The sequence below is a fragment of the Pseudoxanthomonas sp. Root630 genome, from assembly GCF_001427585.1.
Classification (GTDB): domain Bacteria; phylum Pseudomonadota; class Gammaproteobacteria; order Xanthomonadales; family Xanthomonadaceae; genus Pseudoxanthomonas_A.
Genome location: NZ_LMGY01000012.1, coordinates 282,283 through 307,766 on the forward strand (window position 1 = coordinate 282,283; position 25,484 = coordinate 307,766).

The 25,484-nt window shown below is 67.7% G+C and carries 28 protein-coding genes; 15 read left to right on the plus strand and 13 right to left on the minus strand.

All coding sequences use genetic code 11. From position 1 onward, the window contains the following. Nucleotides 1-91: 91 nt before the first annotated feature. The 5 genes from ASD72_RS07440 (at nucleotide 92) to ASD72_RS07455 (ending at nucleotide 3,495) form a co-directional block, all read left to right on the plus strand. Nucleotides 92-691 (plus strand): DUF4136 domain-containing protein, encoded by a 600-nt coding sequence (locus ASD72_RS07440; protein WP_056879297.1) that lies wholly within the window; start codon nucleotides 92-94, stop codon nucleotides 689-691. Beyond that, nucleotides 688-855 (plus strand): hypothetical protein, encoded by a 168-nt coding sequence (locus tag ASD72_RS21240; protein ID WP_164490770.1) that lies wholly within the window; start codon nucleotides 688-690, stop codon nucleotides 853-855. Before ASD72_RS07440 ends, ASD72_RS21240 begins: the two co-directional genes overlap by 4 nt. 16 nt (nucleotides 856-871) lie before the next feature. Then, nucleotides 872-1,555: an ion channel gene (locus tag ASD72_RS07445; RefSeq protein WP_056879815.1), complete on the plus strand. Its 684-nt coding sequence runs from the start codon at nucleotides 872-874 to the stop codon at nucleotides 1,553-1,555. A 66-nt stretch (nucleotides 1,556-1,621) separates the two neighbouring features. Then, on the plus strand, nucleotides 1,622-2,620 hold the full coding sequence (locus ASD72_RS07450; RefSeq protein WP_056879298.1) for an aspartyl/asparaginyl beta-hydroxylase domain-containing protein: 999 nt from the start codon (nucleotides 1,622-1,624) through the stop codon (nucleotides 2,618-2,620). Further along, nucleotides 2,620-3,495, plus strand: coding sequence for a sulfotransferase (locus tag ASD72_RS07455; RefSeq protein ID WP_056879299.1), 876 nt, complete (start codon nucleotides 2,620-2,622; stop codon nucleotides 3,493-3,495). Before ASD72_RS07450 ends, ASD72_RS07455 begins: the two co-directional genes overlap by 1 nt. A 69-nt stretch (nucleotides 3,496-3,564) precedes the next feature. Here the strand turns inward: ASD72_RS07455 and ppa are convergent, their stop codons facing one another. Next, a complete protein-coding gene (gene ppa, locus ASD72_RS07460) occupies nucleotides 3,565-4,119 on the minus strand; it encodes an inorganic diphosphatase (protein ID WP_055937232.1) in 555 nt (184 codons plus the stop codon). Between the two features lie 157 nt (nucleotides 4,120-4,276). On the opposite strand from ppa, the gene ASD72_RS07465 reads away from it, so the two are divergent. The 3 genes from ASD72_RS07465 to ASD72_RS07475 all read left to right on the plus strand — a co-directional run bounded on the left by ASD72_RS07465 (nucleotide 4,277) and on the right by ASD72_RS07475 (nucleotide 6,160). Then, the gene (locus ASD72_RS07465) at nucleotides 4,277-5,062 is read left to right on the plus strand and encodes a lytic transglycosylase domain-containing protein (RefSeq protein ID WP_056879300.1); all 786 of its coding nucleotides are present in this window, start codon (nucleotides 4,277-4,279) and stop codon (nucleotides 5,060-5,062) included. Nucleotides 5,063-5,150: 88 nt separating this feature from the next. Next, nucleotides 5,151-5,654 (plus strand): hypothetical protein, encoded by a 504-nt coding sequence (locus ASD72_RS07470; protein WP_056879301.1) that lies wholly within the window; start codon nucleotides 5,151-5,153, stop codon nucleotides 5,652-5,654. A 56-nt stretch (nucleotides 5,655-5,710) separates the two neighbouring features. After that, on the plus strand, nucleotides 5,711-6,160 hold the full coding sequence (locus ASD72_RS07475; protein ID WP_056879302.1) for a DUF4920 domain-containing protein: 450 nt from the start codon (nucleotides 5,711-5,713) through the stop codon (nucleotides 6,158-6,160). A 6-nt stretch (nucleotides 6,161-6,166) separates the two neighbouring features. Here the strand turns inward: ASD72_RS07475 and ASD72_RS07480 are convergent, their stop codons facing one another. Next, nucleotides 6,167-6,802, minus strand: a complete 636-nt coding sequence (locus ASD72_RS07480) for an NAD(P)H-binding protein (RefSeq protein ID WP_056879303.1) — start codon at nucleotides 6,800-6,802, stop codon at nucleotides 6,167-6,169. Between the two features lie 169 nt (nucleotides 6,803-6,971). On the opposite strand from ASD72_RS07480, the gene ASD72_RS07485 reads away from it, so the two are divergent. The 6 genes from ASD72_RS07485 to ASD72_RS07510 all read left to right on the plus strand — a co-directional run bounded on the left by ASD72_RS07485 (nucleotide 6,972) and on the right by ASD72_RS07510 (nucleotide 10,096). Next, a complete protein-coding gene (locus ASD72_RS07485; RefSeq protein ID WP_056879304.1) occupies nucleotides 6,972-7,367 on the plus strand; it encodes a hypothetical protein in 396 nt (131 codons plus the stop codon). A gap of 213 nt (nucleotides 7,368-7,580) precedes the next feature. Continuing rightward, on the plus strand, nucleotides 7,581-7,955 hold the full coding sequence (locus ASD72_RS07490) for a hypothetical protein (RefSeq protein WP_056879305.1): 375 nt from the start codon (nucleotides 7,581-7,583) through the stop codon (nucleotides 7,953-7,955). A 135-nt stretch (nucleotides 7,956-8,090) separates the two neighbouring features. Then, nucleotides 8,091-8,408, plus strand: a complete 318-nt coding sequence (locus tag ASD72_RS07495) for a hypothetical protein (RefSeq protein ID WP_056879306.1) — start codon at nucleotides 8,091-8,093, stop codon at nucleotides 8,406-8,408. A gap of 26 nt (nucleotides 8,409-8,434) precedes the next feature. Then, nucleotides 8,435-8,755, plus strand: coding sequence for a hypothetical protein (locus ASD72_RS07500; protein WP_155944523.1), 321 nt, complete (start codon nucleotides 8,435-8,437; stop codon nucleotides 8,753-8,755). Between the two features lie 128 nt (nucleotides 8,756-8,883). After that, entirely contained in the window at nucleotides 8,884-9,606 is a 723-nt protein-coding gene (locus ASD72_RS07505) for an HAD family hydrolase (RefSeq protein ID WP_056879308.1), read from the plus strand. 43 nt (nucleotides 9,607-9,649) lie between these two features. Next, on the plus strand, nucleotides 9,650-10,096 hold the full coding sequence (locus ASD72_RS07510) for a hypothetical protein (RefSeq protein WP_056879309.1): 447 nt from the start codon (nucleotides 9,650-9,652) through the stop codon (nucleotides 10,094-10,096). Between the two features lie 36 nt (nucleotides 10,097-10,132). Here ASD72_RS07510 and ASD72_RS07515 read toward each other — a convergent pair whose 3' ends face one another. From ASD72_RS07515 to ASD72_RS07560, 10 genes are all read right to left on the minus strand, one after another. Further along, entirely contained in the window at nucleotides 10,133-11,254 is a 1,122-nt protein-coding gene (locus ASD72_RS07515) for a cupin domain-containing protein (RefSeq protein WP_056879310.1), read from the minus strand. A gap of 117 nt (nucleotides 11,255-11,371) precedes the next feature. Further along, complete coding sequence (gene kduD, locus ASD72_RS07520) at nucleotides 11,372-12,130, minus strand: 2-dehydro-3-deoxy-D-gluconate 5-dehydrogenase KduD (protein WP_056879311.1); 759 nt, start codon at nucleotides 12,128-12,130, stop codon at nucleotides 11,372-11,374. Between the two features lie 32 nt (nucleotides 12,131-12,162). After that, nucleotides 12,163-13,011 carry a 5-dehydro-4-deoxy-D-glucuronate isomerase gene (kduI, locus tag ASD72_RS07525; RefSeq protein ID WP_056879312.1) on the minus strand — a complete coding sequence of 283 codons (849 nt, stop codon included), beginning with the start codon at nucleotides 13,009-13,011 and terminating at the stop codon, nucleotides 12,163-12,165. A gap of 251 nt (nucleotides 13,012-13,262) precedes the next feature. Continuing rightward, nucleotides 13,263-14,318 (minus strand): LacI family DNA-binding transcriptional regulator, encoded by a 1,056-nt coding sequence (locus ASD72_RS07530; RefSeq protein WP_056879313.1) that lies wholly within the window; start codon nucleotides 14,316-14,318, stop codon nucleotides 13,263-13,265. 50 nt (nucleotides 14,319-14,368) lie between these two features. Next, complete coding sequence (locus ASD72_RS07535) at nucleotides 14,369-15,958, minus strand: family 43 glycosylhydrolase (RefSeq protein WP_056879314.1); 1,590 nt, start codon at nucleotides 15,956-15,958, stop codon at nucleotides 14,369-14,371. An 11-nt stretch (nucleotides 15,959-15,969) separates the two neighbouring features. Continuing rightward, nucleotides 15,970-17,097, minus strand: coding sequence for a pectate lyase (pelA, locus tag ASD72_RS07540; protein WP_235577966.1), 1,128 nt, complete (start codon nucleotides 17,095-17,097; stop codon nucleotides 15,970-15,972). Between the two features lie 8 nt (nucleotides 17,098-17,105). Further along, on the minus strand, nucleotides 17,106-18,389 hold the full coding sequence (locus ASD72_RS07545) for a TRAP transporter large permease (protein ID WP_056879315.1): 1,284 nt from the start codon (nucleotides 18,387-18,389) through the stop codon (nucleotides 17,106-17,108). Between the two features lie 3 nt (nucleotides 18,390-18,392). Beyond that, nucleotides 18,393-18,908 (minus strand): TRAP transporter small permease, encoded by a 516-nt coding sequence (locus tag ASD72_RS07550; protein ID WP_056879316.1) that lies wholly within the window; start codon nucleotides 18,906-18,908, stop codon nucleotides 18,393-18,395. A 12-nt stretch (nucleotides 18,909-18,920) separates the two neighbouring features. Beyond that, nucleotides 18,921-19,916, minus strand: coding sequence for a TRAP transporter substrate-binding protein (locus ASD72_RS07555; RefSeq protein WP_056879317.1), 996 nt, complete (start codon nucleotides 19,914-19,916; stop codon nucleotides 18,921-18,923). Next, nucleotides 19,913-20,719, minus strand: a complete 807-nt coding sequence (locus ASD72_RS07560) for a 2-keto-4-pentenoate hydratase (protein ID WP_155944585.1) — start codon at nucleotides 20,717-20,719, stop codon at nucleotides 19,913-19,915. Before ASD72_RS07560 ends, ASD72_RS07555 begins: the two co-directional genes overlap by 4 nt. Before the next feature lie 199 nt (nucleotides 20,720-20,918). On the opposite strand from ASD72_RS07560, the gene ASD72_RS07565 reads away from it, so the two are divergent. Beyond that, nucleotides 20,919-22,259 carry a pectate lyase gene (locus ASD72_RS07565; RefSeq protein ID WP_056879319.1) on the plus strand — a complete coding sequence of 447 codons (1,341 nt, stop codon included), beginning with the start codon at nucleotides 20,919-20,921 and terminating at the stop codon, nucleotides 22,257-22,259. 108 nt (nucleotides 22,260-22,367) lie between these two features. Here the strand turns inward: ASD72_RS07565 and ASD72_RS07570 are convergent, their stop codons facing one another. Continuing rightward, nucleotides 22,368-25,283, minus strand: coding sequence for a TonB-dependent receptor (locus ASD72_RS07570; RefSeq protein ID WP_056879320.1), 2,916 nt, complete (start codon nucleotides 25,281-25,283; stop codon nucleotides 22,368-22,370). Between the last annotated feature and the right edge of the window lie 201 nt (nucleotides 25,284-25,484).

Genomic DNA, 25,484 nt, shown 5'->3' on the forward strand with positions numbered 1-25,484 from the left:
ACCCGTCCTTGCGACGGATCGCCCCGGAACTGCGTAGAAGGTGGAGAGGGGCCGCCGACGGCGGCCCGTGTCGAACATCCGGAGACCTGCCATGACCCTGATCGCCCGTCTGTCCCGCCGCAGCCTGTTGATGGCCGCCACGCTGCTGTTGGCGGCCTGCGCCACCGGTCCGCGTGTCACCAGCGACGTCGACCCGTCCGCCAACTTCGCGCAGTACCGCACTTTTGCGTTCTATGCGCCGCTGGCGATCGAGAGCCAGGGCTACGCCACCCTCACCAGCGGGCGGACCAAGGACGCGGCACGCGCGCAGATGGAGGCGCGGGGCTACGTGTATGACGAGAAGTCGCCCGACCTGTGGTTGAACCTCAACGCCTACATGCAGGAGAAGACCGACGTCGTCAGCACGCCGGAAGTCGACTACGACTACTACTACAGCTATCGCGCGCGGCGTTACTTCGCCGTGCCGTACTGGCGCGATCGCACCGACGTCTACAAGTACACCGAAGGCACGCTCAACGTGGACCTGGTGGACGCGAAGCAGAACCGCCTGGTCTGGACGGGCGTCGCGGTCGGCCGCGTCGGCCGCACCAAGCCGGAAGAGCGGGGCGCGAAGATCGATGCGGCCGTGTCGGAGATCTTCCTGCGCTACCCCTATCGCGCCGGCAGCGGTGCCACGGCGGTGGCGCCGTGAAGGGCAGTGGCAGCGGCATCGCGAAGGCGGGCATCGGCTTCGGCACGGCGCTGGCGATCACCATTTCGTGGGGCGCCAACAAGTCGCTGCTGTGGGCGGTGATCCACGGCGTGCTTTCGTGGGTCTACGTGGTGTATTACGCGCTGGTCTACCACTTCAGATGAAGGCCGCCGCATGACCATGCCCCTGGCGTGGCTGCGCTGGCTGGTGACGGCGCGCCGGCATCCCTGCGCCTTCCTGCTGATCGTGCAGTTGGCGGGCATCCTGCTGTACCCCGTGATGGAGGACACCCAGGCGGGCCGAGCGCTGTTCGGCGCGTTCGGCATCCTGGTGCTCGCGCTGGCGCTGTGGGTGGTCAACCGCAGCGCGGCGGTGAACTGGATCGCGTGGTCGCTGGCGGTTCCTTCGGTGCTGCTGTCGGTGTCGGCGGCGGTCTTCGACCTGCCCTCCCTGGGCATCTACGCCCACCTGCTGGAAAGCGGCCTGTACTTCTACACGGCGGGCAGCCTGATCGCCTACATGCTGCAGGACCACTCGGTCACCAGCGACGAGCTTTTCGCCGCCGGGGCCACGTTCACCTTGCTGGCCTGGGCCTTCGCGTTCGCGTTCTCGGTCTGCCAGCAGTGGTATCCGGGGAGTTTCACGGCCGCCGTGGACCCCACCTCGGCGCGGAGCTGGATGGAGCTGCTGTTCCTGAGCTTCAGCCTGCTGTCCGGCGTGGGCCTGAGCGACGTGGTCCCGATCCTGCCCCAGGCGCGCGCGCTGGTGATGCTCGAGCAGTTCGCCGGGGTGATGTACATCGCCGTCGTCGTGTCGCGCCTGATCGGGTTGACGATGCTGCGCCCGCCCCGGAAGCCGGACTGAAGGCACAGGAGCCGTAACGCCTATTCCGGTACCATCCGCGGCCTGAAGGCCTGTGTGGTACCGGACATGAAGCTAGAAGCCCCCTTCATCCAGTTGCCGATGCGCTACGACGCGGACCGGCTGGCCCAGGAGGTCCTCGCCATCGGGGAAGGCGCCTGGCGTGAGCATCCACAGAAGTTCGCGGGCAATTCCATGCTCCCGCTGGTGGCCGTGGACGGTGATCCGGCCAACGAGGAGTTCGCCGGCGAGATGCGCCCCACCTCCGAGCTGGAGCGCTGTCCCTATCTGCAGCAGGTGCTGGCCAGCATCGGCACCACGGTCGGCCGGACACGGCTGATGCGCCTGTCCGGGGGTGCGGAGGTCAAGCGGCATGCGGACCAGGGCTACTACTGGGCCGAACGCGTCCGCGTGCACGTGCCGATCATCACCCAGCCCACCGTGCGCTTCGAGTGCGATACCTCGGCGGTGAACATGGCGGCCGGGGAGTGCTGGATCTTCGATACCTGGCGGCAGCATCGCGTGCTGAACCAGGACGAGCGGCAGCGCATCCACCTGGTGTGCGACACGGTGGGTGGCGAGCGCTTCTGGGGTCACGTGCGTGCGGGCAGGCGCGTGCAGGCGGATGCGATGGAGCCTGCCGCGGGTTGGGCGCCCGCGCCCGTCGACTATCAGCCCGGTGCGACACCGGCGATCACCTTCGAGCACTACAACGTCCCGGTGGTCATGTCGCCGTGGGAATTGCGTCGCCACCTCGAGTTCCTGCTCGACGAGTCCGCCCCGTTTCCGCATCTGGACGCTGTCCGGCAGATGGTGGATCGCCTCTGCCGCGACTGGCGTGCGCTCTGGGCGGCGCGCGGCGCGGAAGCGATCGCGTTGCCCGACTATCGCCGCCGGATCCAGCAGTTCGTGCAGGAGGCGCGGCCCGCGGTGGGTACGGCGGCCCTGCGCAACGAGCTTCCCCTGATGCCGGCCATCATGCTGATGGCCGTGCGCCCCGCGGTGCAGGAAGCGCCTGGTGCACACGGGCCCGGCAGGCCGCGCATGGCGATCGGAGCCATGGCGTGATGGCGGATCCATCGGGTGTGCATGTTGGCGAGGATGCCCTGTTCGACCGGCCCGTGTTCATCCTGTCGACGCCGCGTTCGGGCTCGACCCTGCTGTTCGAAACGATGTCGCAGGCGCCCGCGCTCTACACCATCGGCGGCGAAAGCCATCAGATGATCGAGCAGGTGCCGGGCCTGGCACCACGCGACCGGAACTTCGATTCCAACGTGCTGACCGACGCCGACGCCTCGGAAGAGCGCGTGGCCGCACTGCGTCGTCATTTCCATGCCGCGCTGCGCGACCGGGCCGGCCAGCGACCGGGTGCCGGACGCGTTCGCATGCTGGAGAAGACACCGAAGAATGCGCTTCGCATCCGCTTCCTGCGGCGGGTGTTTCCGGAGGCGCGATTCGTCTTCCTGTATCGCGACGCCAGGCAGACCCTGTCGAGCATGATCGATGCCTGGCAGTCGGGGCGCTTCCGCACGTACCCGGGACTTCCAGGCTGGCCTGGCGAGTTCGCGTGGTCGCTGCTGCTGGTACCGGGATGGCGAGAGCTGGTGGGCAAGCCTCTTCACGAGGTCGTGCGCGCGCAATGGGAGCGCACGCTCACCACCATCCTCGACGACGTGTCCGAGGTCCCTGCGACGCATCGCACCACGCTCGACTACGACGCCTTCCTGCAGCAGCCTGGCGTGGAGGTGAAGCGCATCTGCGCCGCGCTCGACCTGCCCTGGGACCGGGAGCTGGGCGCTGCGTTGCCGCTGTCCCGTTACACGCTGACCCGACCGGCCCCCGACAAGTGGCGCAAGCACGCGGACCTGATCGAGCCGCTGCTGCCCGGGCTCGACCCGACCATCCAGCGCGCGAAGGCGGCGCTGGAGAAGTGGGCCCGCTGAGCCCAGCGTGAGCGCCGGCAACGAAAAAGGCCGCCCTTGGGCGGCCTTTTTCGCGACGCGGAGGCGCGATCAGAACTTGTGCTTCTCGTCTTCCGGCTGCGCAGCCTGGCGGGCGATGGCATCGACCAGCACGGCCTTGGCTTCGGCGGCGTTGCCCCAGCCGTCCAACTTCACCCACTTGCCCTTCTCCAGGTCCTTGTAGTGCTCGAAGAAGTGGCCGATGCGCTCCAGCCAGTGCGGGCTGACCTGGTCGATGTCGCTGATGTGGCTGTAGCCGGCGAACACCTTGTCCACCGGCACGGCCAGCAGCTTCTCGTCGCTGCCGGCTTCGTCGCTCATGCGCAGCACGCCGACGGGACGGCAGCGGATCACCGAGCCCGGGATCAGCGGCAGCGGCAGCACGACCAGCACGTCGGCCGGGTCGCCGTCGCCGCAGAGGGTGTGCGGCACATAGCCGTAGTTGCAGGGGTAGCGCATGGGCGTGGAGAGGATGCGGTCGACGAAGATCGCGCCGCTGGCCTTGTCCACCTCGTACTTCACCGGCTCGGCGTCCTTGGGGATCTCGATGATGACGTTGATTTCGTCCGGCGGGTTCTTGCCGGCGCTGACCAGATCCAGGCCCATTGCGTGCTCCGAGGGGGTACGGTGTGAAAGAGGGTCGGTATTTTACGCGCTTGGCTGCTGCGGCGCAGCAGGAGCCGCCCCCGGGCTGGCCGGCCGTCGGCGCCCGGCACGTGATTCAGGCTGTCTTACAGCTGCCGGGCCCTAGAATCCGCCGCCCATGCATTCCCTTCGAACCGCCGCCGGCCTCCTGCTGACGGTGCTGGCCCTGGCCAGCGCCGACGCGGGCGCGCGTACGGTTTACCGCTGTGTGCAGGGCGGCACGGTCAGCCTGGCCACCGCACCGGAGCCCGGCTCCAAGTGCACGGCCAAGGAGATCGACGACAACGCCGTGAGCACGCCGAACCTGTGGGGCTCGATGGGGGTGTTCAGCGGCACCCTGTACGAGCGTGATCAGGACGGCCAGAAGGTGTACTCCACCCGCAACCTGCCGGGCTCCACGCCCTACCTGAAGTTCACGGTGCAGACGCCGCCAGGCGAACCCGCGCACACCGGCCTGGGCCGGGTCGGCAAGCCGCGACTGGACCGGTATCCCACGGAGTTCAAGGCCGCTGCGCGGCAGACCGGCGTGGACGACGCCTGGTTGCGCGCCGTGGCGCATGCCGAAAGCGATTTCGACGCCAAGGCCGTCTCGCCGAAAGGCGCCATGGGTGTGATGCAGCTGATGCCGGATGTGGCCAAGGAGTATGGCGTCGCCGATCCTTTCTCCTCCACCGAATCGATCAACGCCGGCGCGCGCCACCTGCGCGGGCTGATGAAGCGCTACAAGGGCGACCTGACCCTGGTGGCGGCGGCCTACAACGCGGGGATCGGCACGGTGTCGCGCTATGGCGGGGTGCCGCCTTACGCGGAAACACAGGAGTACGTCTCCAAGGTCACGGCCCTGTACGAGCTCTACCTGCGCGCGATGGGGCGCAAGCAGGCGCCTGAGCGGCCCGCACTCTAGCCCGGGTCCACGTTCTTCACCCGGCCCTCCCCTGGGCGGGCCTACGGTGTCTGCACGGCCGGACCCACGCGCCGGCCAGGAGACCGCCATGAAGACGCGACGCGTATTCAGCGCCCCGGATATCGATACCGCCGAAGCGGCGCTGCATGTGGCCCTGCACATGGGCATCCAGCCGGACCACGCCGCCCTTGTCGGCCGTCCGGAGATCGAGATGACCCAGATGCCCGATGCCGAGAAGGAGGGCTCGCCGACGGATTTCATGCCGGCCGCGATGCGCGGGCTGGTGGGCGGCGGCGTGGTCGGCCTGGTGATCGGCCTGCTGGCCATGGCGATCCCGGCGGCGGGCATCCCGCTGGTGGCCGTGCTGCTCTGCACGCTGGTGGGTGCGCTGGTCGGCGGTTGGGCCGCGGCGTTGGCCGGCTCGTCCGTGCCCAGCGAGGTCCGCCGCGACTACCGCAACGAGATCGAGGCGGGGAAGGTGCTGGTGGTGATCGATGACGAGGATGAGCGCCTGCTGGAACGGGCGAGCGACGCCATCACCGCCACCGGCACCCAGCGCCTCCAGTTGGTCCATCACGGCTTGCTGCACTGAACCCGCTCCGCCCGTGCACGGGTAAGATGCGGCCTTCCCTGGAAGGAGTGCGTCCGATGCGTCGTGTGCTGGCGATGGTGGGCCTGATGGTGTCTGCGTTTGCCGCGGGTGCGGCGGACGGCGAATGGGAGAAGTTCGGTGCCGACATGCCGGCCGGCCCCGTGGTGCCGCTTGCCCAGGCATTGGCGGACCCTGCGGCGCATGAGGGGCAATCGCGCGTCTTCACTGGTCGCGTCGTCGATGTGTGCCAGAAGAAGGGCTGTTGGGTGATGCTGGAGGACGCGGGGCAGGGCGCGCGCGTGCTGCTCGGCGATCACGATTTCTATGTACCGAAAGACGTGCGCGGTCCGGCGCAGGTGCATGGCGTGCTGTCGCGGGTGACGCTGTCGCCGGCAGCGCGCGAACACACGGCGAAGGAAGTGTCGGCCGGAACCCCGGTGCCGGCCGTGGAATACCGCATCGTTGCCGATGGCGTGCAGGTGCAGGCGGACGATCCCGGCGCCTGAGGGCGTTCAGTCGACGAGGGCTTCCGACAGCACGACGTGGCGCCCGGGGCGTGCATCCAGTGCGGCGTCGAGCAGCGCGGCGGCGACGCGCTCTGGCGGTACCACGCGGTAGCGGCGCGGTACCACGGGACCGAGCGCCCCCAGGATCCGCTGCGCCCAGCGTTCACCCGCGCGGTGCTGGGTGCGATCGCCGCCCAGCAAGCCCGGCCGCAGCAGCGTGAGCGAATCGAATCCGATGTCGGCCAGCGCCTGCTCCACGTCGCCCTTCGTGCGCGAATAGAAGACCCGCGAGGCCGGGTCGGCGCCCAATGCCGATACCAGCGCGAAAGAACGTGCACCGTGTGCGTGGGCGAGGCGCGCGACGGCCAGGGGATAGTCGTGGTCCACGCGATGGAAGGCCGCCTGCGAACCGGCATCGCGGATCGTCGTGCCCAACGCACACGCGACGGCATCCACCCGCCACCAGTCGGCATCGCCGGGGAGCGCATCGAAATCCACCACGGGATTGAGCAGCTTCGGATGGGCGGGCAGCGCCCGGCGGGTAGGCGCTACGACGGCGACGACCCGGGGCGACGCCAGCGCGAGCGCCAAGGTCGCCTGGCCCACCAGGCCGGTCGCGCCTGCCAGTAGAAGACGGCTCATGCGGGGCTTCTCCCTGTGCGGAGCCCGCATGATGCCAGCCGGACGCGCCGGCAGGAGACGCTTCGGTTACGCTTCCGCGTCGGTCACGCCCCCGGCGCGAGGAGCGCCACCCCATGCCTGTTGCCTTCGCACGTGTCGCGCCCGTCGATCGGATCCGGGAGTGTGGTCGATGAATCTCCCGCTCCACTATGGCGTGCTGGGTGCGCTCGAAGCGGGGGTGATCGCCTTCATCATCGGGCTGCTGTGCTTCGTGTTCTGGCATTGGCTGTGTGGCCGCCAGGGGTGGTCGATCGGTCATGCCGTGGGATGGGCGTGCCTGACCGCCGTGCTGATCGGTGCGGGCATCGATACGTGGAACCTGTTCTATCTCGGCATCAGCCGATTGGAGTCGCCGCTTTACGCGCGCCTCGCCCTGCAGGGCATCCATGACGCGGAATCCCTTGGCTCGCGCGTGATCCTCGAGATCGCGGGCGCGTTGAGCGGCGTGGCCCTCGGTTGGCAATGGTTCAGCAAAAAAACGCCGGACGGAACATCCGCGAACACCGGCGAAAAAACGGACGCGTAACTTCGATCCTGCGCGACGTCACGCATTCCACGAAGTGACAACCGCGTGATCACCACGCCGTAACACCTTGCTAGCCGATGCGATGACGGGCGTGGTTAAGCGTGCGTGCACGTTCATGTCGGCGCGCATTTTTCGTTCAGACGCGCCGCTGCAAGGTGGGGCCGTGCGCAATCGGACGCACTTCCTACGAAGACAGACAGACGGAGCACTGACATGACGAAGAACACCCGCACCCCGCTGATCGCCCTGGTTGCCCTGAGCGCTGCGCTGGCCATGCCGCTGGCATTTGCGCAGGAGAAGACCGAAGACGCCGCCACCCAGCAGGCCCAGCAGACCGAACCCACCGCCGACCAGGCGACCGGCTCGGCCACGCAGAGCCCGACCCAGAGCACGCAGTCCGCGGCCGGTGGCAAGCAGGGCTGGGCGGATGTCGATACCAATGGCGATGGCAACATCAGCAAGGAAGAAGCCGCGGCCAACCCGGGCCTGAGCCAGGTCTTCGACCAGGCCGATGCCAATGCCGATGGTGCGTTGACCGCCGACGAGTACAAGGCGTTCGTGAGCAAGAACTACGGCGAACAGAAGTAAGCCCCTTCGTATCACGGCGTGACGTCGCGCGCGCGATGCACGCTGCACCGGGAGAGGCGGCCGGCGTGCCGCCTTTTCCTTTTCATAGGCCCCCGCGCTGCGGATGAAGGAGCGGGGGCAGTACAGGAGGTACCCATGACGCATACGGCACCCCGCCTCACCGGTCCGGCGATCGCATTCGCGATCGCGGCTTTCGCCAACACGCCCTTCGCGTACGCGCAGGATGCCGCGCGCGGTGCGGGCGACGCACAGACACGGCCGCCGCACAGCGCGCCAGCCCCTTCGTCGCCCAAGCCCTTCGAGGAGCTTGATGCGAACGCCGACGGCGCCATCAGCAAGGACGAGGCCGCGGTCGATCCGCCCCTCGCGCAGGCCTTCGGCACGCTCGATACCGATGCCGACGGCCGCCTGACGCCCGAGGAGTACGGGGTCTACGCGCAGGGCCAGTCCTGATTCCCTTCCCCCATCTGGAGAACACCATGAACACGCGCATCCACCGAATGCTCGACAAGCCCCTGCTGCTCCTGGGCACGGCCGTGCTGGGCGCCGGCCTGTTGACCGCCTGTGGTCCGAAGCCGGAAGACACGCCTGCGGCCACGACGGCGCCGGAACCGGTCGACACCACGCCGCCGGCCGACGTCGCACCGCCGGCCCCGGCGCCCACCGATCCGACGATGCCGACCGATCCGAATGCACCGCCGACCGATCCGAACCTGCCGCCGCCGGCGAACCCGAATGCGCCGGAGACCACACCGCCGCCGGCCGACGGCAGCACCACGCAGCCCGCCAGCGGTGGATAAGTTCGCGCGCATGCCGTGAGCAACCGCTGACCAGGATGGCCGCCTTGCGGCGGCCATCTTCGTGACGAGCGCGGAAAGTCGGGGCTGCTATCCTGCGCGCCCCTCCCGCGACGAAGACAGGCTTCCGCATGGCGCGCATCCGATGGGTCGGCTTCGACGGCGACGACACGCTCTGGAAGAGCGAGGACTACTACCGCCAGGCCGAAGCGGACTTCGAAGCGATCCTCGGCGCGTACATCGATCTGGCCGATCCGCGCACGCACGGCCACCTGCTGGAGGTCGAGCGCCGCAACCTGAAGATCTTCGGCTACGGCGTGAAGGGCATGACCCTGTCGATGCTGGAAACCGCGATCCAGCTGACCGACGAACGCATCAGCGCCCGCGACCTGCATCGCGTCATCGAGATCGGGCGCGCCACGCTGCAGCATCCCGTCGACCTGCTGCCGGGCATCCGCGACGCGGTCGCGCAGATCGCCGCCGACCATGAGATCGTGCTGATCACCAAGGGCGATCTGTTCCACCAGGAAGCCAAGATCGCGCAGTCCGGCCTGGCCGACCTGTTCCACCGCATCGAGGTGGTGTCGGAGAAGGACGAAACCACCTACGCCCGCGTGCTGCGCGAGCTCGAGGTGGCGCCCGACGCGTTTGCGATGGTCGGCAACTCGTTGCGATCGGACATCGAGCCCGTGCTCGGGTTGGGCGGCTGGGGCATCCACATGCCTTACCACGTGACCTGGGCGCTGGAGGCGGAGCATGGCGTCGCCCATGACGCGCCGCGCCTGCGGGTGGTGGAGAACGCCGGCCAGTTGACCGCCGCGCTCGCCGCGATCGAAGCCACGCCGGGCGCCTGATGTTGGCGCGGCGCCCGCATCGGCCCTGCGGCACAATGGCGGCATGAAGCGCGCGCTGCCCGTCCTGATCCTGTGGGCCTGCCTGGCCGTCGGCGCACCGGCCGGCGCGCAGGATACCGTCGCCTACGCACCCGCCACCGGCGATGCCACGGTGGACCGGCATCTCGCCGACATCAACGACTATGCCGCGCGTTATCCCACCGCCTTCGCCGACGAGATGTCGCGCTACTACGCCGTACCGCGCGCGTACGTCGAAGCGATGCAGCAACAACCGGACTGGACCGCCGGCGACATCTTCATGGCATGCGCGCTGGCGCAGATCGTGGGGCAGCCCTGCCGTGCGGTCGTGCGCGAATGGTCGCGCGATCATGAGGGCGGCTGGAAAGCCGTCGCCGGACGCCTGCAGGCCGAGCCCGGCAGCGTGCAGTACCGCCGACTGCGCAGTGCACTGCAAGCGACCTACCGTCGTTGGGACCGGCCGCAACCGTAGCCGCGGCACTGCGTGCGCTATCGCCCGGAGACGGGACTATGGCGCCTTCTTCCCGTACATGATCAACAGCACCAGATCGTCGTCGCCGTCCTGGCGGATCGCGTGAGTGCTGCCAGGCCGGGTCAGCATCGCGTCGCCGGCCTGCACGGCCTGCGCCGTGCCATCCAGTTCGTACACACCGCGCCCGCTGAGCACGTAGTAGATCTCGTCCTTGTGGTGCTGGTGCAGGCCGATGCCCGCGCCCTTGTGCAGCACGCGCTTGCGGAACTCGAAGCCGAGCGCGGGCGCGTCGCGGAAGAAGGGATGCGCCGTGGTGGCGCCCGCACCGCCGTGCGGACCCGGTTGCTCCACGGCGATGTCGCGCTCATGCACGACCAGCGAGGGGTTGGGCTGCGCCTTGCGGTCTGCCAGCGCGGTGGCGGGCGCGCCGCAATCCGTATCGCGGGTCACGTGCGCCGCAAGCGCCGGATCGACCTGCTTCCAGCCTGCCACCACCAGGCACGCCACCATCACTGCACCGCGCTGCTGGAAGTGGGTGTCGTCCTGCTGGTCCTGTGCCGGCACATGCATGAAGTAGGCCTTGCTGGCCTCGTCGCCGGTCGCGCGCAGCCAGTCCATGCTCAGGGTCGTGAGGTCGATCAGGCCGATGCGCTCGCGCTGCGCCAGGTCGCGTACGGCCTGTGCGTACAGGCCATGCGTATCGAGCAACTGGCCGCGATCGAATTTCCGGCGCGCCACCGGCGTCACCAGGAGGGGCGTGGCGCCCTTCGTGCGTGCGAGGTCGACGTAGCGCATCAGCCACTCGGGGAACGCGCGCTGCGGTTCGTTGTAGCGGGTGGGGTCTTCGATCTTCTCGTCGTTGTGGCCGAACTGGATCAGCAGCACGTCGCCCTTGCGCACGTCCTTCGCCATGCCGTCGAACCAGCCTTCGGCGACGAAGCTGCGCGCGCTGCGCCCGCTTTGCGCATGGTTGCGCACGATGAACGCTTTCGGGTCGAGGAAGCCCTGCAACTGCTGTCCCCAGCCCTCGCGCGGCGCGCGTTCCGGGCCGTAGGCGCTGGCCGTGGAATCGCCGGCAATGAAGACCTGCCGCGGGGGTGCGGCGGCTGCAGATGCGCAGCAGGCGAGAAGCGCGACGAGGGTGAGTGAACGAAGCATCCGCCATGTCCTTCATGTCGCCTGTGGGAGCGGGGTCAGTCGCGATGAATCATCGGTATACGTCCATCGCGACTGACGTCGCTCCCACAGGACCCATCTACCGCCGGCCGACGCGCGTCAGCGCGCCAGCCAGCCACCATCGACCGGGATGACGGCGCCGTTGACGTAGTCCGACGCGCGCGAGGCCAGGAACACCGCCGTGCCGCCCAGGTCGGCGGGCTCGCCCCAGCGGGCGGCCGGGATGCGATCCAGGATGGCCTTGTTGCGGTCTTCGTCGGCGCGCAGCTGCGCGGTGTTGTCGGTGGCCATGTAGCCGGGCGCGATGGCGTTGATGTTCACGCCCTTGGCACCCCACTCGTTGGCGAGCAGGCGGGTGATGCCGGCGATGCCCGACTTGCTGGCCGTGTACGACGGCACGCGGATGCCGCCCTGGAACGACAGCATCGAGGCGATGTTGATGATCTTGCCGCTGCCCTGCGCTATGAAATGGCGGCCCGCCGCCTGCGACATGAAGAACGCGGACTTGATGTTGACGTTCATCACGTCGTCCCAGTCCTTCTCGCTGAAGTCCACGGCGTCGGCACGGCGGATCAGGCCGGCGTTGTTGACCAGGATGTCCAGCCCGCCCAGGCCGTCGACGGTTTCCTTCACCAGGCGCTCGACCGGATCGATGCTGATCAGGTTCGCCTCCAGGTTGAGGAAGCGACGGCCCAGCGCGCGCACCTTCTCGCCGGTTTCCGCGGCTTCGACGATGCCGGCGGCGGCGATATCGGCGCCGGCTTCCGCCAACGCGAGTGCGATGCCCTGGCCCAGGCCGGTGTTGGCGCCGGTCACCAGTGCGACCTTGCCTTCGAGACTGAAAGGATTGCGTGCCATCGTGTATTCCCCTCGGATGTTGGGTGGCGCGGTTACTTGAGCTGGCAGATGTCCAGCACGTGCATGTCGGTGTAGTCCAGGTTCTCGCCGCCCATCGCCCAGATGAAGGCGTAGTTGCTGGTGCCCGAACCCATGTGGATCGACCACGGCGGCGACACCACGGCCTCGTCGTTCTGCACGACGATGTGGCGTTGCGCTTCCGGCTCGCCCATGAAGTGGTAGACGCGGTCGTTGTCGGCCAGATCGAAGTAGAAATAGACCTCGCTGCGGCGGTCGTGCAGGTGCGGCGGCATGGTGTTCCACACGCTGCCGGTCTTCAGCACGGTCAGGCCGAGCAGCAACTGCGAGGACTGGCAGGTCGCCGGCACGATGAACTGGTAGATCGTGCGCTCGTTGCTGGTTTCCAGCGCGCCGCGCTCGAGCGCGACGGCGTCCTTGATCGAGAGTTGCTTGGTCTCGAAGCGCGCATGCGCCGGGGTGGAGGTCAGGTAGAACTTGGCGGGATTCGACGCATCGTCGGATTCGAACGCCACGTCCGCGCTGCCCATCGCCACGTACAGGCCGTCCTTCGGGCCCAACGCATAGGTCGTGCCATCGACGGTGACCTTGCCGGCGCCGCCACCGACGTTGATCACGCCCAGCTCGCGGCGCTCCAGGAACGGTTTGCCGGCGGCGGAGGCGGGCTCGGTCTGGCGCGGCAGGTTGACCTTCTTCGACACCGGCGCGGCGCCGCCGATCACGAAGCGCTCGTTGTGCGAGTAGTTCAACTGCACCGTGTCGTCGGCGAACAGGTTGCCGATCAGGTAACGATCGCGCAGCTGGTCGTTGGTGGCGCCGTCCATCATGTCCGGGTGGGTGGCGTGGTAGGTCTTGCAGAACATGGGCGGGGCTCCGTCGGTGCGGACGCGCCTGGCGGCGGCGTCGGTAAGAGGTGTGGGGTGGATTCTACGGCCTTTGGTAACCGGTGTCATTTTGCGGTGCGGCAGGGGGTGAAGCGGGAACAGGGAACAGGGAATGAGGGTTGGCGGGTGCCTGGGGCTTTTATGCGCGGGGAATTGCCGGGGACCGCGGGGGGATCAGGCCGTCAGGGAATGATCATTCCCCGTTCCCCGTTCCCCGTTCCCCGTTCCCCTCACTCCGGCGGCTGGGAGGAGTCGCGGATGATCAGGTGCGGGCGGATGCTGGCGGCAGCCAGCACCGGCGTGCCTTCCGGCTGGATCAGCATGGCGGCCGCGGTCCGGCCGGTGTCGCGGGTATTGCGGCGGACCGAGGTCAGCGACGGCCACAGGCGCGAGGCCAGCGGGCTGTCGTCGAAGCCGACCACCGACAACTGGCGCGGGATGCTGATCCCGGCGCGCATCGCCACCTTGTAGACGCCGGCCGCCATTTCGTCGTTGCCGGTGAAGATGGCGGTGGGGCGATTCTTGCCGGACAGCAGCTTCTCGGCCGCCACCACGCCGGATTCGAAGGTGTAGCCGGCTTCGATGATGCGCGACTTCGGCAACTCCAGTCCCCGCTTGGCCAGCGCCTGCAGGAAGCCATCCGTCCGTTCGATCGAAGACCGGTACGCCGCGGGCCCGGTGATGAGCGCGATATCGGTATGGCCGAGCGATTGCAGGTATTCGGCGGCCTCGGCCGCGCCGTCGCGGTCGTGCGTGACCACCATGCGCGACGGTTCGTCCATCGAGACCGATGCGATGCGCGAATAGCGGCACCCGATCTCCGCCAGCATGTCGGCCAGCGCCTGGTCCTCGGATGCGCGCGGCACCAGCATCACGCCATGCAGCTTCTGCTGCTGCACGAAGCGGCGCACGCCGTCGATGTAGCCCGGGCTGCGGCTGTCGCAGGGATGCACCACCAGTTCGAAGCCCGAATCGCGCAACGCGTCCAGCGCGCCGTACTGCATGTTGACGATGTACTGCGCGGTGGGATTGTCGTAGACCATGCCGATCAGGAACGAACGCCGGAACGCGAGGCCGCGCGCCATCGGGTCGGGTACATAGCCCACCTCGCGCATCAGCGTCTCGACTTTCTCGCGCGTGTCCTTACGCACCAGCGGCGAGTGATTGATGATCCGCGACACGGTTTTCTTCGAGACACCGGAAAGCCGCGCGATGTCGTTGATGGTCGCGGCCTTGCCACCGATGGGCAGGCTGGCAGGGCTTTCGGGCTTCTTGCGCGCGGGCATGGGGCAGTGCGGGTCCGTTCGTCGGTCGAGGGGATTCTAGCGGCTGGGGGTCAGTCCAGCGCGCGATAGCGGAAATTACGGAAGTGCACCTTGCCCTGGCCGGCGGCGTACAGGGACGGCTTCAGGGCCAGGAAGCCCCCGGCCACGTTGTGGTGGTAGCCGGAGACTTCCATCTGCACGGGGTACTTGGTCCAGGTCTTGCCGTCCGTGCTGGTATGGATCGTGAGGACATGGCGGTCATGGGTGACCCGCAGCCAGAGCTTGCCGCCCTTGGCGCTCGGGGCCAGTTTGCCGGGGCGCTCCTGTCCGTAGCGGTGCATCACGAACTGCTCCCCGTTGCTGCCCACACCCGCGTACAGCCGGTCGTTGTAGAACAGCACCGCGCCGCCCTGTGCGCCGGGTTCGACGTCCATCTCGACTTCGAACTGGTAGGCCAGGTCGCCCGCGATGACGCCCAGCGGCGAGCTGTCACGGGGTGCGGTGCCCTTGCCCTGCAGCGTCATCACGCCATCGCCGAAGGTGAGTCGACGGGACTCGTCCGGCGCCGGATCGTAGAAGGCCCACTGCGCCCCCAACGTGCCGGCGCGGAAATCATCCGACAGCGCCATCCCGTGCGGCGACAGCGTCTTGCCCGCGGGCTTGCGCAGGGGGCGGCTCAGGTCGCCCCCCTTGGCGACGAACCAGCCGTCGTCCGTCCACTCGATGGGGTCGAGCAACGCTTGCCGGCCGAGCGTCCAGAAATCGTGCTCGTAGCCGTGGTAGATCATCCACCACTGGCCCGCGGCATCCTCCACCAGGGTGGCATGGCCGCGCGACCACCAGTACTGGTCGCGCGAGGTCGTGCGCACCACGGGGTTGTTCGGCGCGTTCACCCACGGACCGTGGATCGAGCGGGAACGCGCGACGATCACCATGTGGCCGGTCGGCGGGCCCGCCGTCCCGCCCACCGCGGTGACCATGTAGTACCAGCCCTTGCGGAAGGTGATCTTCGGGCCTTCCTGCGCATACCCTTCGACGTCCCAGGATTCGGGATAGCGCCAGCCGTCGTAGACATGCTTCACCTCGCCGACGGTGCTCAGGCCATCGTCGGCCAAAGCCACATAGTCGCCGCCGCTGAGGAACAGGTAGCGCTTGCCGTCTTCTCCGACCGCATGGCCGGGGTCGATATGGCCCGGCAGGCCGATGTCGATCGGCTCGCTCCACGGCCCGCGGATATCGTCGGCCCACACCACGAAATTGCTGCGCCGGGGCGACTCGGTGCCACCCACGCGCGCCGGAAAGTAGATGTAGTAGCGGCCCTGGTGCTTGACCAGGTCCGGTGCCCAGATCGAGCCGACATTCTTGGTGATCGCATGGCCGATTGGCTGCCAGTTGACCAGGTCGCGCGAGTGCCACACCGGCAGGCCGGGATAGGCCGTAAACGACGACAGCGTGAGGTAGTAGTCGTCGCCGTCCTTGAGCACCGACGGGTCGGGACGATCGCCGGCCAGCACCGGATTGAGGAACGTGCCGTCGCCGAGGTCGGCCTGGCGCTGATGCTCGACGCCACGCTTCCAGGCGGGGGGCAGTGCATCCGCCGCGATCGCATCGAAGGCGACACAGAGAGACAGGGCGGCGATGATGAACCTGATCAACGGCATGCGGGATTTCCTCAAGGCGTGGCCGGGTGCGACGCCTTCCATTGCGGGTATTCCTTCGACAGCAGCCGCTTGGGCCAACCGCCGTACCACTCGTAGCCGGTGCGCCGCTCGCGCGGGATGTCCTGGTAGCGCGCGACGCGCTGGCTGTCGCGGGTGGCGAGCACGACGCTGTTGTCCGCCACGTCGTAGAAGCGCGCCCACAGGCCCGTGGCGGCGGGATCGGCAACCAGCCGTCGATCCTTCGTGCTGCTGTGGTACTGGAACTGCTCCGCCGGCGCTTCGAACGTCTCGATGCGCCAGCCGGTGATTTCCACACGCCGCAACCAGGCGGCCGCGCCATCGACGGCTTTCACCACCCCGGGTGACGGATCCGGGATCGACATCAGGTAGCGCACGACGCCGACGGTCTCCTGGCCGGTGATCGAGGGGAGTTCGAACTTGCGTCCTTGCGCAGGAAGCAGCGTCTGCGCGTCGTACTGGCCCGCCCACCCCGCGAGCGCATCGCCCTGGCGGACCTGCAGACGCAGCAGGCAGGCATCGCCGGCATCGACGGCCGCCTGCACGCGTGCGCGCAACGTTGCATCGATGAAGGCGTAGCGGCGGGTGTCGGCAAGTACCTTGCGCAACGTACCGAGCACACCCGCGGTCACGTCGTCGGCGATGGTGATATGCGGGTGATAGGGCTGCGTGGCCGGCACCGTGTGCGGCCAGCCCCCGCACGACGGGATCTGCTGCGCCAGGGTGAACGCCAGGCCCTTCAGGCTGCCGTCGCGATACCGCACATCACCGGTGATCGCGTACGCCGTGGCCAGGTAGTCGAGCTGCGTGTAGATGTTGCGGTTATCGAAGCTGCCGCCGGACTTGCGCGCCTCGGCGTCGAAGCGCGCTTTCTCTGCGTCGTCCAGGATCCGCGCGGGGTCTTGGTTCTCGATCCATCCGCCATCGGTCCGCTGGTAGCGCAGGATGTTGTCGGCGATCAGTGCGACCTGGTCCGGTGCGTAGCGCGGATAGGCATCGCCATGCACGTTGCGCCAATGATGGATGGCGTCCTCGAAGCCGGCCAGCGACGGCGGTGCCGGCGTCGCCGCCCAGGCTGGCGATGCCGCGAGCAGCGCCAGGCCCGCGGCGAGGGCGCGCACGCGCTGCTTCATCCCTTCAGCGCCCGCGGCAGCCACAACGACAGCTCGGGGAAGAACGCCACGATCAGCAGGACGACCAATGCCGAGAGCCAGAACGGCCAGATCGTGCGCATGCTCTGCGCCACCGTGATCTTGCCGATCGACGTGCCGATGAACAGCACCGAGCCCACCGGCGGCGTGACCAGGCCGATGCCACCGGCGAGGACCATCACCAGGCCGAAGTGGATCGGGTCGATGCCATAGGCCTTCACGACCGGCAGGAAGATCGGGGTGCAGATCAGGATCTTCGGTGCGAGGTCCATGAACATGCCCAGCACCAGCAGGATCACCACGATCATCAGCAGCACCGTGCGCTGGCTGTCGGCGATCGACTGCAGGAACTCCACCGCCGCCGCAGGTACCTGCAGGTAGGCCAGCAGCCAGCCGAACACGGCGGCCGTGGCGATCACGAACAGGATCACGCCGGTCGTGCGCGCGGCGTGCACCACGGCGCCGCGGAACTCGGCCCAGCGCAGCTGGCGGTACAGCAGCGAGGTGACCAGCAGGGCGTAGACCACCGCGATCGCCGCCGATTCCACCGCGGTGAAGATGCCCGCGCGGATGCCGACGAAGATCAACGTGACCAGGCCCAGGCCGGGCAGGGCACCGACCAGGCGCAGGGCGACGGCGCGCCAGCCCGGGACCGGCTCGGTGCCATAACCGCGGTGGCGGGCGACCACATAGCCGGTGATCATCATCGCCACCGTCATCAGCAGCGCCGGGACGATGCCGGCCGCGAACAGGTCCGCGATCGACAGGCCGCCGCCGGCCGCCGCCGAGAACAGGATCAGGTTGTGCGACGGCGGCACCAGCAGCGCGACCAGCGCGGCCGTCATGCACACGTTCACGGCGTAGTCCACGTCGTAACCGCGCTTGACCATCTGCGGGATCATCGTGCCGCCGACCGCGGAGACGTCGGCCAGCGCCGAACCGGACACGCCGCCGAAGAACAGCGACGACAGCACGCTGACCTGGCCCAGGCCGCCGCGCATGCGGCCGACCAGCGAGGACGCCAGCGCGATCAGTCGCTCGGAAATGCCGCCCCTCAGCATCAGCTCGCCCGCGAAGATGAAAAGCGGGATCGCAATCAGCGAGACCGAACCGGACCCGGCGGAGATCTGCTGCACGAGCACGATCGAGGGGACGTCGAGGTAGAGCAGGGTGGCAAGGGCGGCGACCGCGAGCGCGAATGCGACGGGAACACCCAGCAACAGCAACAGGACGAAGGCGCCCAGCAGGATGGCGATGGCCACGGATCAGACTCCTTCTTCGCGCGCGGGCCGCAAGGCCTTCCACGCGATGTTCAGTGCGAACAGGCAGATCAGCGCGCCGCTGATCGAAAGGGGCAGGTAGTTGATGCTCTGCGGCATCGACGCGCCGGCGATCTTGATGTCCAGGCCGTCGAGCAGCAGCACCGCGGCCCAGCCGGCGATCATCGCGCCTACCGCGGCGATCAGCAGCGGACGCGCTACAGCGAGCAGGCGACGCGCGACCGACGGCAGGCTCTCGGCCAGCAGATGGAAACTGAAATGCCGGTTGGTGTGCACGCCGGCGGCGGCGCCCAGGCTCATCGCGGTGCTCAGCAGCAGCAGCGTGACCGGCTCGGTCCAGCTGGGCGAATCGTTGAGCACGTAGCGGGTGAACACCTGCCAGCCCTGCACGATCACCAGCCCTACCAGCGCCGTGGCGGCGATGGCGATGGCGGCGTCGGCGAGGCGGTCCAGCGCACGCTGCACGGGGCCGGCCGGAACGGAAGCGGCGGTCTCGGTCATGAGGATGTCTCGTCAGGCCAGGTCGCGGATGCGACGGTAAAGGGCTTCGATCTGCGGCTGCTGGTGGTAGGCATCCAACAGCGGCTGCGCCGCCTTGCGGAACGCGGGGATGTCCACCTCGTTCGCCTGGATGCCATGTTCCAGGACGGCCTTGCGCGCTTCGCTCTCGGACGCATCCCACTTGGCGCGCATGATCGGTACGGACTCGCGCGCCAGCCGCACCAGTCGCTCGCGATCCGCCGGCTGCAGCGACTGGAAGCTCGCGCGCGACATCACCAGCACGTCGGGTGCGTAGGAGTGGCGCGTCTCCGACCAGTACTTCGCGGCTTCGAAATGACGGCTGGAGTGGAAACTGCGCATGTTGTTCTCGGCGCCGTCGATCATGTGCGTCTCCATCGCGGAGAACGTCTCGCCGAGCGACATCGGCGTGGGGTTCGCGCCGAGCAGCCGGATCAGTCGGATGAAGATGTCCGAGGCCGCCACGCGCATCTTCATGCCATGCAGGTCCGCGGGCTTCGTGATCGGGTGCTTGTTGTTGTAGAAACAGCGCGCACCGGAATCGTAGATCGCCAGGCCAACGAGACCGCGCGCCTCGAAACTGTCCAGCACGGCCTGGCCGACTTCGCCGTCGATGACGCGCCGCTGGTGCGCGACCGAGTCGAACACGTAGGGAAGGCACAGGGCCTGGGTCAACGGCAGCGCGTTGTTCAGCGCGCCCGAGAACACACGGGTGATGTCGATTACCCCGAAGCGCGCCATGTCGATGGCTTCTGCTTCACGGCCCAGCTGCCCGGAGTGGTACTGCCGCAGGGCCAGGCGGCCGCCCGTCTCGCGCGCCATCGCGTCGCCGATCCAGCGGACCGCCTCGACGGTGGGATAGTCCTTCACGTGCACGTCGGAGGCCGTCAGCACGCGACGGCCTTCGTCGGCAAGCGCGTAGGTGCCGGCCAGCGGGGCGACCACGGTGGCGCCCAGGCCGGCACCGAGGAAACGACGACGGTTCATCATGCGCGCCAGTCTCCCTCGTCCAGCGCCTTGGCGGCCACGGCCTGGCACTCGAGGCTGCCATGGCTGTCGAACTCGATGCGCGCGACCTGGCCCGGCAGGATGTCGTGGATGCCGGTCGCATTGCCGGTCGCGATCAGGTCGCCGGCCTTCAGCGGCCGGCCGCGCCGTGCGGAGCGCGCCAGGGCGAAGGCGAACGCGGCGCGCAGACCGCCGGGCAGGGTGGTCGCGCCGCCCTGTCCGACGCGGACGCCGTCGATCCAGGTGCTGCAGGTGAGCGACGCGTCGCTGCGCGCCGCCCAGTCAGGGATTTCCGCGCCCATCACCAACCCGTTGTTGTTGCCGAAGTCGGACACCACCACGCGCGGCCCCAACTGGTTGATCGTTGCGAGCGGGCTGCTGGCGACTTCCATGCCGATGAAGAGCGTGGACGGGACCGCCGCGGCTTCATCGGGCGTCCACTCGGTCTTGCCCTCGGGAGCGTCAGCGTCCAGGCGGAGCACGTACTCGGCCTCCACCGCGCCGAACCCGCCGGCAAAGATGTGGAACTCGTTCTGACCACCGGTGGTCATTTGGAAGGCGCGCGCGAAGATGGGCCCCAGCAGGCGCTCGTCGCCGGAGACATCCCGGCGCTCCGGCGCGATGTAGCCCACCTTCCAGCCGACCACGCGGTCCGGCCATTGGCCGATCGCGAAATCCTGCACGCGGTAAGCGGTCACCAGGTCGGCGGGAATTTCGCCAGGAAAGCCCGGGAGTGCGCGGCCTTGGCGGCGCGCGGCAACGAAGCTGTCCGCGATGGTCGCCAGTTCCGGGGCCTGGGCGCGCTGGCCCGCCAGGGCGCTGCTGTCATTGCTCAAGAGGGTTCTCCCCGCTCCGTTTGTTGCACTGCCGAGTGACAGCGCCGCTGTGGCCTGTATATGGTAAACCGGTGTCATTGACAATGTGCACTGCCGCAAAAACCCACCCGATGCCACGATGCATCGATCCACTCCTGGGAGGGAGCCAATGCTTGATATCCGAATCCCCCGGCGGGCGGGCGCCCGCCTGCTGGCCTTCACGCTGCTCGTAGCCGCGACGGCAGTCGCCTGGGCGGCCGACACGCGACCCCTGGCCTTTCCGGGTGCACAAGGCAGTGCCGCGCATACGCCGGGCGGCCGCGGCGGCACGCTGCTGCGCGTGACGACGCTGGCGGCCGACGGTCCTGGATCGCTCAAGGCCGCGCTCACGGCGAAGGGACCGCGCACCGTGGTGTTCGAGGTCGGCGGCGTGATCGATCTCGGCATGAAGGAACTCCGCATCACCGAGCCTTTCCTGACCGTCGCGGGCCAGACCGCGCCGCATCCCGGCGTGACGATCATCAAGGGCGGCCTGACCATCGCCACCCACGACGTGGTGATCCGCCACATCCGCGTCCGGCCGGGCGATGGCGGCATGGCCAAGCGTTCCGGCGACATCGATGCGATCACCACCGTGCGCGGTGCGCACGACGTGATCGTCGACCATTGTTCGCTCACCTGGGCGACGGACGAGAACCTGTCGGCGTCCAGTACGCGCTTCCATGGTGAAACCGAGGCCGATTGGATGGCCAACGCCTCGCGCAGGATCACTTACAGCAACAACATCGTCGGCGAGGGCCTGGCGAATGCCACCCACCCCAAGGGCGAGCACTCCAAGGGTTCGCTGATCCACGACCACGTCAACGAAGTGCTGATCGTCGGCAACCTGTACGCGCACAACTACGAGCGCAGCCCGTTGTTCAAGGGCGGCGCGCGCGGGCAGGTCGTCAACAACCTGATCTACAACCCCGGGCAGCGCGCCATCCACTACAACCTGATCGCCGAGGAATGGCAGGGCCATCCCTATTCGCGCGGGGAGATGGTGGTGCGCGGCAACGTCATGCGCGCGGGACGGTCCACCGAGCCGCTGGCCTTCTTCATGATCGGTGGGTCCGGCGACCTGGATCTCTACCTGCACGACAACCTGGTCGTGGATCGCGTGGGCAACAAGAGCATCCAGGACACCGGCAGCTACACGACCGCGCCACTGAAGCTCAATCGGGTTAAGAACGCACCCGCCTTGCCGTTCGGCGTGACGCTGCTGGCATCCGAAAAGGTCCAGGACGCCGTCATCGAGAACGTGGGTGCGACGCCCTGGAACCGCGACCTGATCGACCGTCGCATCGTCGCCGACGTCATCGAAGGCCGCGGTGAGATCATCGACAGCCAGGAGCAGGTCGGGGGCTACCCGCAGTACAAGGAAGCCCGCAAACCGTTCGTCGAAGGCGAATGGAACCTGGACGTGATGGAACCGCTGGCGGGCTATCCGCGGGGCGAGCCGCTGCGCTGAGCGCCGATACGCATCGCCGAGTGCGTCGAAAGGGTCCGCCGCAAGGCGGACCTTTTCTTTATTGCCTCCTTCGATCACGTCGCCTCCCGCGCGATTCGTGCGCAGGGCTCAGAAGTTGAACCGCGCGCCGACGTAGTACTGCCGGCCGGTGTGGTGATAGACAGATGCGCGATCACCCGTCGAGTCCACGTACTGGTCGTTGAACTCGTCGGTCAGGTTCAGCCCTTCGAACGTCAGCGTGAGGCGCTCGTTCCACTTGTACGACATGGAAACATCCACGCTGCGGGCACTGCGCTTGCCTTCCACGTCGTTGTTGTTCTGCCCGGGGACGCGTTGCAGATAGTCGTCACGGAACGAGGTGGAGACGCGCGCGCTGAAGCGATCGTTGTCGTAGTAGAGCGTGGCGTTGTACGAATCGGGCGACAGGTTGACCAGGTCGTTGGCGATGTAGGTGACCGGGAAGCTGCCCGGCACCGCGTAATCGATGTCCGATTCCACGTGCGTGTAGTTCAGCAGCACGCCGAAATGACGGAATCCGCCGGGCAGGAAGGTGAAGGGCTGCTGGTAGTTCAACTCGAAGCCCTTGAGCGGGCCGCCGGGCGTGTTGATCGGCGTGCGCACGTCGAACTCCACGTCCCAGAACGTCGAGGGCACCCATTCCAGCGGCAGGCCGGTGTCGCGGTAGGCGATGTTCTCGCGCAGCTCCTGGATGTAGGTTTCGATGTCCTTGTAGAACAGCGCCAGCGAGAGCACGGAATCTTCGGCGAAGTACCACTCCGCGCTGAAGTCGTACGTCTTGGCACGGAACGGCTGCAGGTAGGGATTGCCCACGCGGATGTTCGGCGAGCCGGTCGTGGTGATGCCGGCGCCGGGCGACAGATTGCCCAGCTGCGGACGCGCCATGACCTTGGCCGCGCCGAAGCGCAGCACGACGTCGTCGGTGAGATCCCAGGCCAGGTTCAACGAGGGCAGCCAGTCCTTGTAGTCGTTGGTCACCGTCACCGCGCTGCCGCCCCCCACGGAGGTGTAGCCGCTGGCTTCCACGTCGGTCGTGGCATAGCGCACGCCCAGGTTGCCGCGCAGTGGCCGGCCGATCAGGTCGGTGTTGAAGTCCAACTGCAGGTAGCCGCCCCAGTCTTCTTCGCTGATGCTGCGATTGTTGCCGCGCGCATTGCCGTTGGTGATGCTGCTGAGGGTGAAATCACCGCCGGGCACGCCGGTGTTGCAGTTGCAGTAGATGTTGAACAGGCTGGCGATCGCGTTGAGGTCCGGGATCAGCCACGCGCTCGGGCCGCGCCCGTCCAGTCCGCGCCCGAAACCGGTGACGAGCGTCGAGATATCCGCCACCGTGGTGCCCGTCGGCAGCGCCGGCACCGAGGTCTCGCTGCTGCGGCGGAATTCCCAGGTATCCATGTCGAAGCGCTTGTACGACATGCCGCCACGCAGGGTGAATGTCTCGTTGATCGCAAAGTCGAGGTCGAGCTTGCCCGTATCGAACGTGTTGTCCACGCCTTGCGGACGGATGCGGATCTCCGAGCCCGTCGTGTTGGCGGCCGGGCTGCTGATCCAGCGCCAGGAAGCAGGATCGGTCACATCGAGGTTGCCGTACGTGATCACCGGCAGGCGGCTGTTACCGCGATAGTCCCAGCTGTAGCCATCCAGGTTCTGGATGTCCAGGGTGACCGTGGTCTGCACGGGGTTGTTGAACTCCGAACGTGAGGTGCCGGCCAGCGCCGTGAGTTTCAACCGGTCGGTGATGTCCTGTTCCAGCGTCAGGCTGTACTGGCTGAACTCGGTGGACAGCTTGTCGAAGCGCGATTCGGAGCGCACGTCCACGTTGTCGAACACGCCATAGACAAGATTGCCGCGCGCATCGACTTCCGCCTGCAGCACGTGCGTCTCGTACTTGCCGCCCTGGCTGTTGGAGCGGCTGAACGAGATGGTCTCCAGGAAGTCCTCCTGGCGGGTCGCATCGAGCTTGGAGTACATCGCGTCGAAGCTCAGCAGCGTGCGGTCGCTGGGTTTGAACTGCAGCGCGGCGGTGACGCCCAGGCGCTCCTGGTCGTGCGTAAGGCGACCGTAGCGCGGCAGGCGCGGGTGGAACGTGGTGGCCGCGGAGGCCAGGCGGTAGGCGTCGTTGTTCGCCTGGGTATTGGCCGGGCGCGGATTGCCGGTGGAGCAGTTAAGCGCGGTGGTGCCGCGGCCGCTGTTGTTGGCGTTGTTCTGCGGCGTGTAGCCGACCGGGCTGCAGAATCCGTTCGACGAGGCGCCATTGTCCCAGCGCACCGCGCTGTAGCCTTCCTCGAGCAGGTGGCGCTCGCTGTACGCGGCGGAGAGCAGGGCACCGAACCGGCCGTCGGCCCAGGTATTGCTGATCAGCGCGGAGAAGCGCGGGTCCCAGTCCTTCGACAGATCGTTGTAGCCCATCTGGCTGGTCGCGGTGGCGGTGAAGCCGTCATAGTCGAACGGACGCGCACCGCGCAGATCGACGGTCGCGCCGAGCGAGCCTTCGTCCACCTGCGCCGATTGCGTCTTGCGCACCGTCAGCTTGCTGAAGAGTTCGGAAGCGAACACGTTGAAGTCGAAGCCACGGCCGCGGTTGGCGCCGCCGGAGCTGTCGGTACCGCCGGTGGTGGCCAGCGCTTCCAGGCCGTTGATGCGCACCCGGGTAAAGTCCTGGCCGAGGCCGCGCACGGTGATCGAGCGCCCCTCGCCTGCATCGCGGTCGATCGCGACGCCGGGAATGCGCTGCAGCGCTTCGGCCAGGTTGAGATCCGGGAACTTGCCGATGTCCTCGGCCACGACCGCATCGATCTGCTCGGCGCTGTAGCGTTTTTCTTCCAACGCCTTCTCCAGGCTGGCGCGGAAGGTGCCGACGACTTCGATGCGATCAAGATCGGTTGCGGCGGGCGGCGAGGTCTGCGCGTCCTGCGACTGCGCGAAGGCAGGTGCGTGGAGTGCGATGGCGATCGAGAACGCGAGTGCGGACACCGGTGTCTTCCGGCGATGTGGCTGATGCGTCATGATGTCCCCTCCCAAGGGTTGCCAATCATGTGAGCGTGCCGGGCGACGCCGGCGACGGTGTGGAAACTCCCCAGATTCCATCCTCGGCGCATGAAAATGACACCGATGGTCAGTGACGCTATCAGAGTGTGCACTGCAACAACAAGTGATTGATTCGAATGGAAAAATGTCTCCATGGACAATCGGGCGGGGGTAACCGTT

Excerpts from the sequence above, each read along its gene's own strand:
- ASD72_RS07440 (WP_056879297.1), top strand. The coding sequence starts at position 92 with ATGACCCTGATCGCCCGTCTGTCCCGCCGCAGCCTGTTGATGGCCGCC.
- ASD72_RS07445 (WP_056879815.1), top strand. The coding sequence starts at position 872 with ATGCCCCTGGCGTGGCTGCGCTGGCTGGTGACGGCGCGCCGGCATCCC.
- ASD72_RS07450 (WP_056879298.1), top strand. The coding sequence starts at position 1,622 with ATGAAGCTAGAAGCCCCCTTCATCCAGTTGCCGATGCGCTACGACGCG.
- ASD72_RS07455 (WP_056879299.1), top strand. The coding sequence starts at position 2,620 with ATGGCGGATCCATCGGGTGTGCATGTTGGCGAGGATGCCCTGTTCGAC.
- ppa (WP_055937232.1), bottom strand. The coding sequence starts at position 4,119 with ATGGGCCTGGATCTGGTCAGCGCCGGCAAGAACCCGCCGGACGAAATC.
- ASD72_RS07465 (WP_056879300.1), top strand. The coding sequence starts at position 4,277 with ATGCATTCCCTTCGAACCGCCGCCGGCCTCCTGCTGACGGTGCTGGCC.
- ASD72_RS07470 (WP_056879301.1), top strand. The coding sequence starts at position 5,151 with ATGAAGACGCGACGCGTATTCAGCGCCCCGGATATCGATACCGCCGAA.
- ASD72_RS07475 (WP_056879302.1), top strand. The coding sequence starts at position 5,711 with ATGCGTCGTGTGCTGGCGATGGTGGGCCTGATGGTGTCTGCGTTTGCC.
- ASD72_RS07480 (WP_056879303.1), bottom strand. The coding sequence starts at position 6,802 with ATGAGCCGTCTTCTACTGGCAGGCGCGACCGGCCTGGTGGGCCAGGCG.
- ASD72_RS07485 (WP_056879304.1), top strand. The coding sequence starts at position 6,972 with ATGAATCTCCCGCTCCACTATGGCGTGCTGGGTGCGCTCGAAGCGGGG.
- ASD72_RS07490 (WP_056879305.1), top strand. The coding sequence starts at position 7,581 with ATGACGAAGAACACCCGCACCCCGCTGATCGCCCTGGTTGCCCTGAGC.
- ASD72_RS07495 (WP_056879306.1), top strand. The coding sequence starts at position 8,091 with ATGACGCATACGGCACCCCGCCTCACCGGTCCGGCGATCGCATTCGCG.
- ASD72_RS07500 (WP_155944523.1), top strand. The coding sequence starts at position 8,435 with ATGAACACGCGCATCCACCGAATGCTCGACAAGCCCCTGCTGCTCCTG.
- ASD72_RS07505 (WP_056879308.1), top strand. The coding sequence starts at position 8,884 with ATGGCGCGCATCCGATGGGTCGGCTTCGACGGCGACGACACGCTCTGG.
- ASD72_RS07510 (WP_056879309.1), top strand. The coding sequence starts at position 9,650 with ATGAAGCGCGCGCTGCCCGTCCTGATCCTGTGGGCCTGCCTGGCCGTC.
- ASD72_RS07515 (WP_056879310.1), bottom strand. The coding sequence starts at position 11,254 with ATGCTTCGTTCACTCACCCTCGTCGCGCTTCTCGCCTGCTGCGCATCT.
- kduD (WP_056879311.1), bottom strand. The coding sequence starts at position 12,130 with ATGGCACGCAATCCTTTCAGTCTCGAAGGCAAGGTCGCACTGGTGACC.
- kduI (WP_056879312.1), bottom strand. The coding sequence starts at position 13,011 with ATGTTCTGCAAGACCTACCACGCCACCCACCCGGACATGATGGACGGC.
- ASD72_RS07530 (WP_056879313.1), bottom strand. The coding sequence starts at position 14,318 with ATGCCCGCGCGCAAGAAGCCCGAAAGCCCTGCCAGCCTGCCCATCGGT.
- ASD72_RS07535 (WP_056879314.1), bottom strand. The coding sequence starts at position 15,958 with ATGCCGTTGATCAGGTTCATCATCGCCGCCCTGTCTCTCTGTGTCGCC.
- ASD72_RS07550 (WP_056879316.1), bottom strand. The coding sequence starts at position 18,908 with ATGACCGAGACCGCCGCTTCCGTTCCGGCCGGCCCCGTGCAGCGTGCG.
- ASD72_RS07555 (WP_056879317.1), bottom strand. The coding sequence starts at position 19,916 with ATGATGAACCGTCGTCGTTTCCTCGGTGCCGGCCTGGGCGCCACCGTG.
- ASD72_RS07565 (WP_056879319.1), top strand. The coding sequence starts at position 20,919 with ATGCTTGATATCCGAATCCCCCGGCGGGCGGGCGCCCGCCTGCTGGCC.
- ASD72_RS07570 (WP_056879320.1), bottom strand. The coding sequence starts at position 25,283 with ATGACGCATCAGCCACATCGCCGGAAGACACCGGTGTCCGCACTCGCG.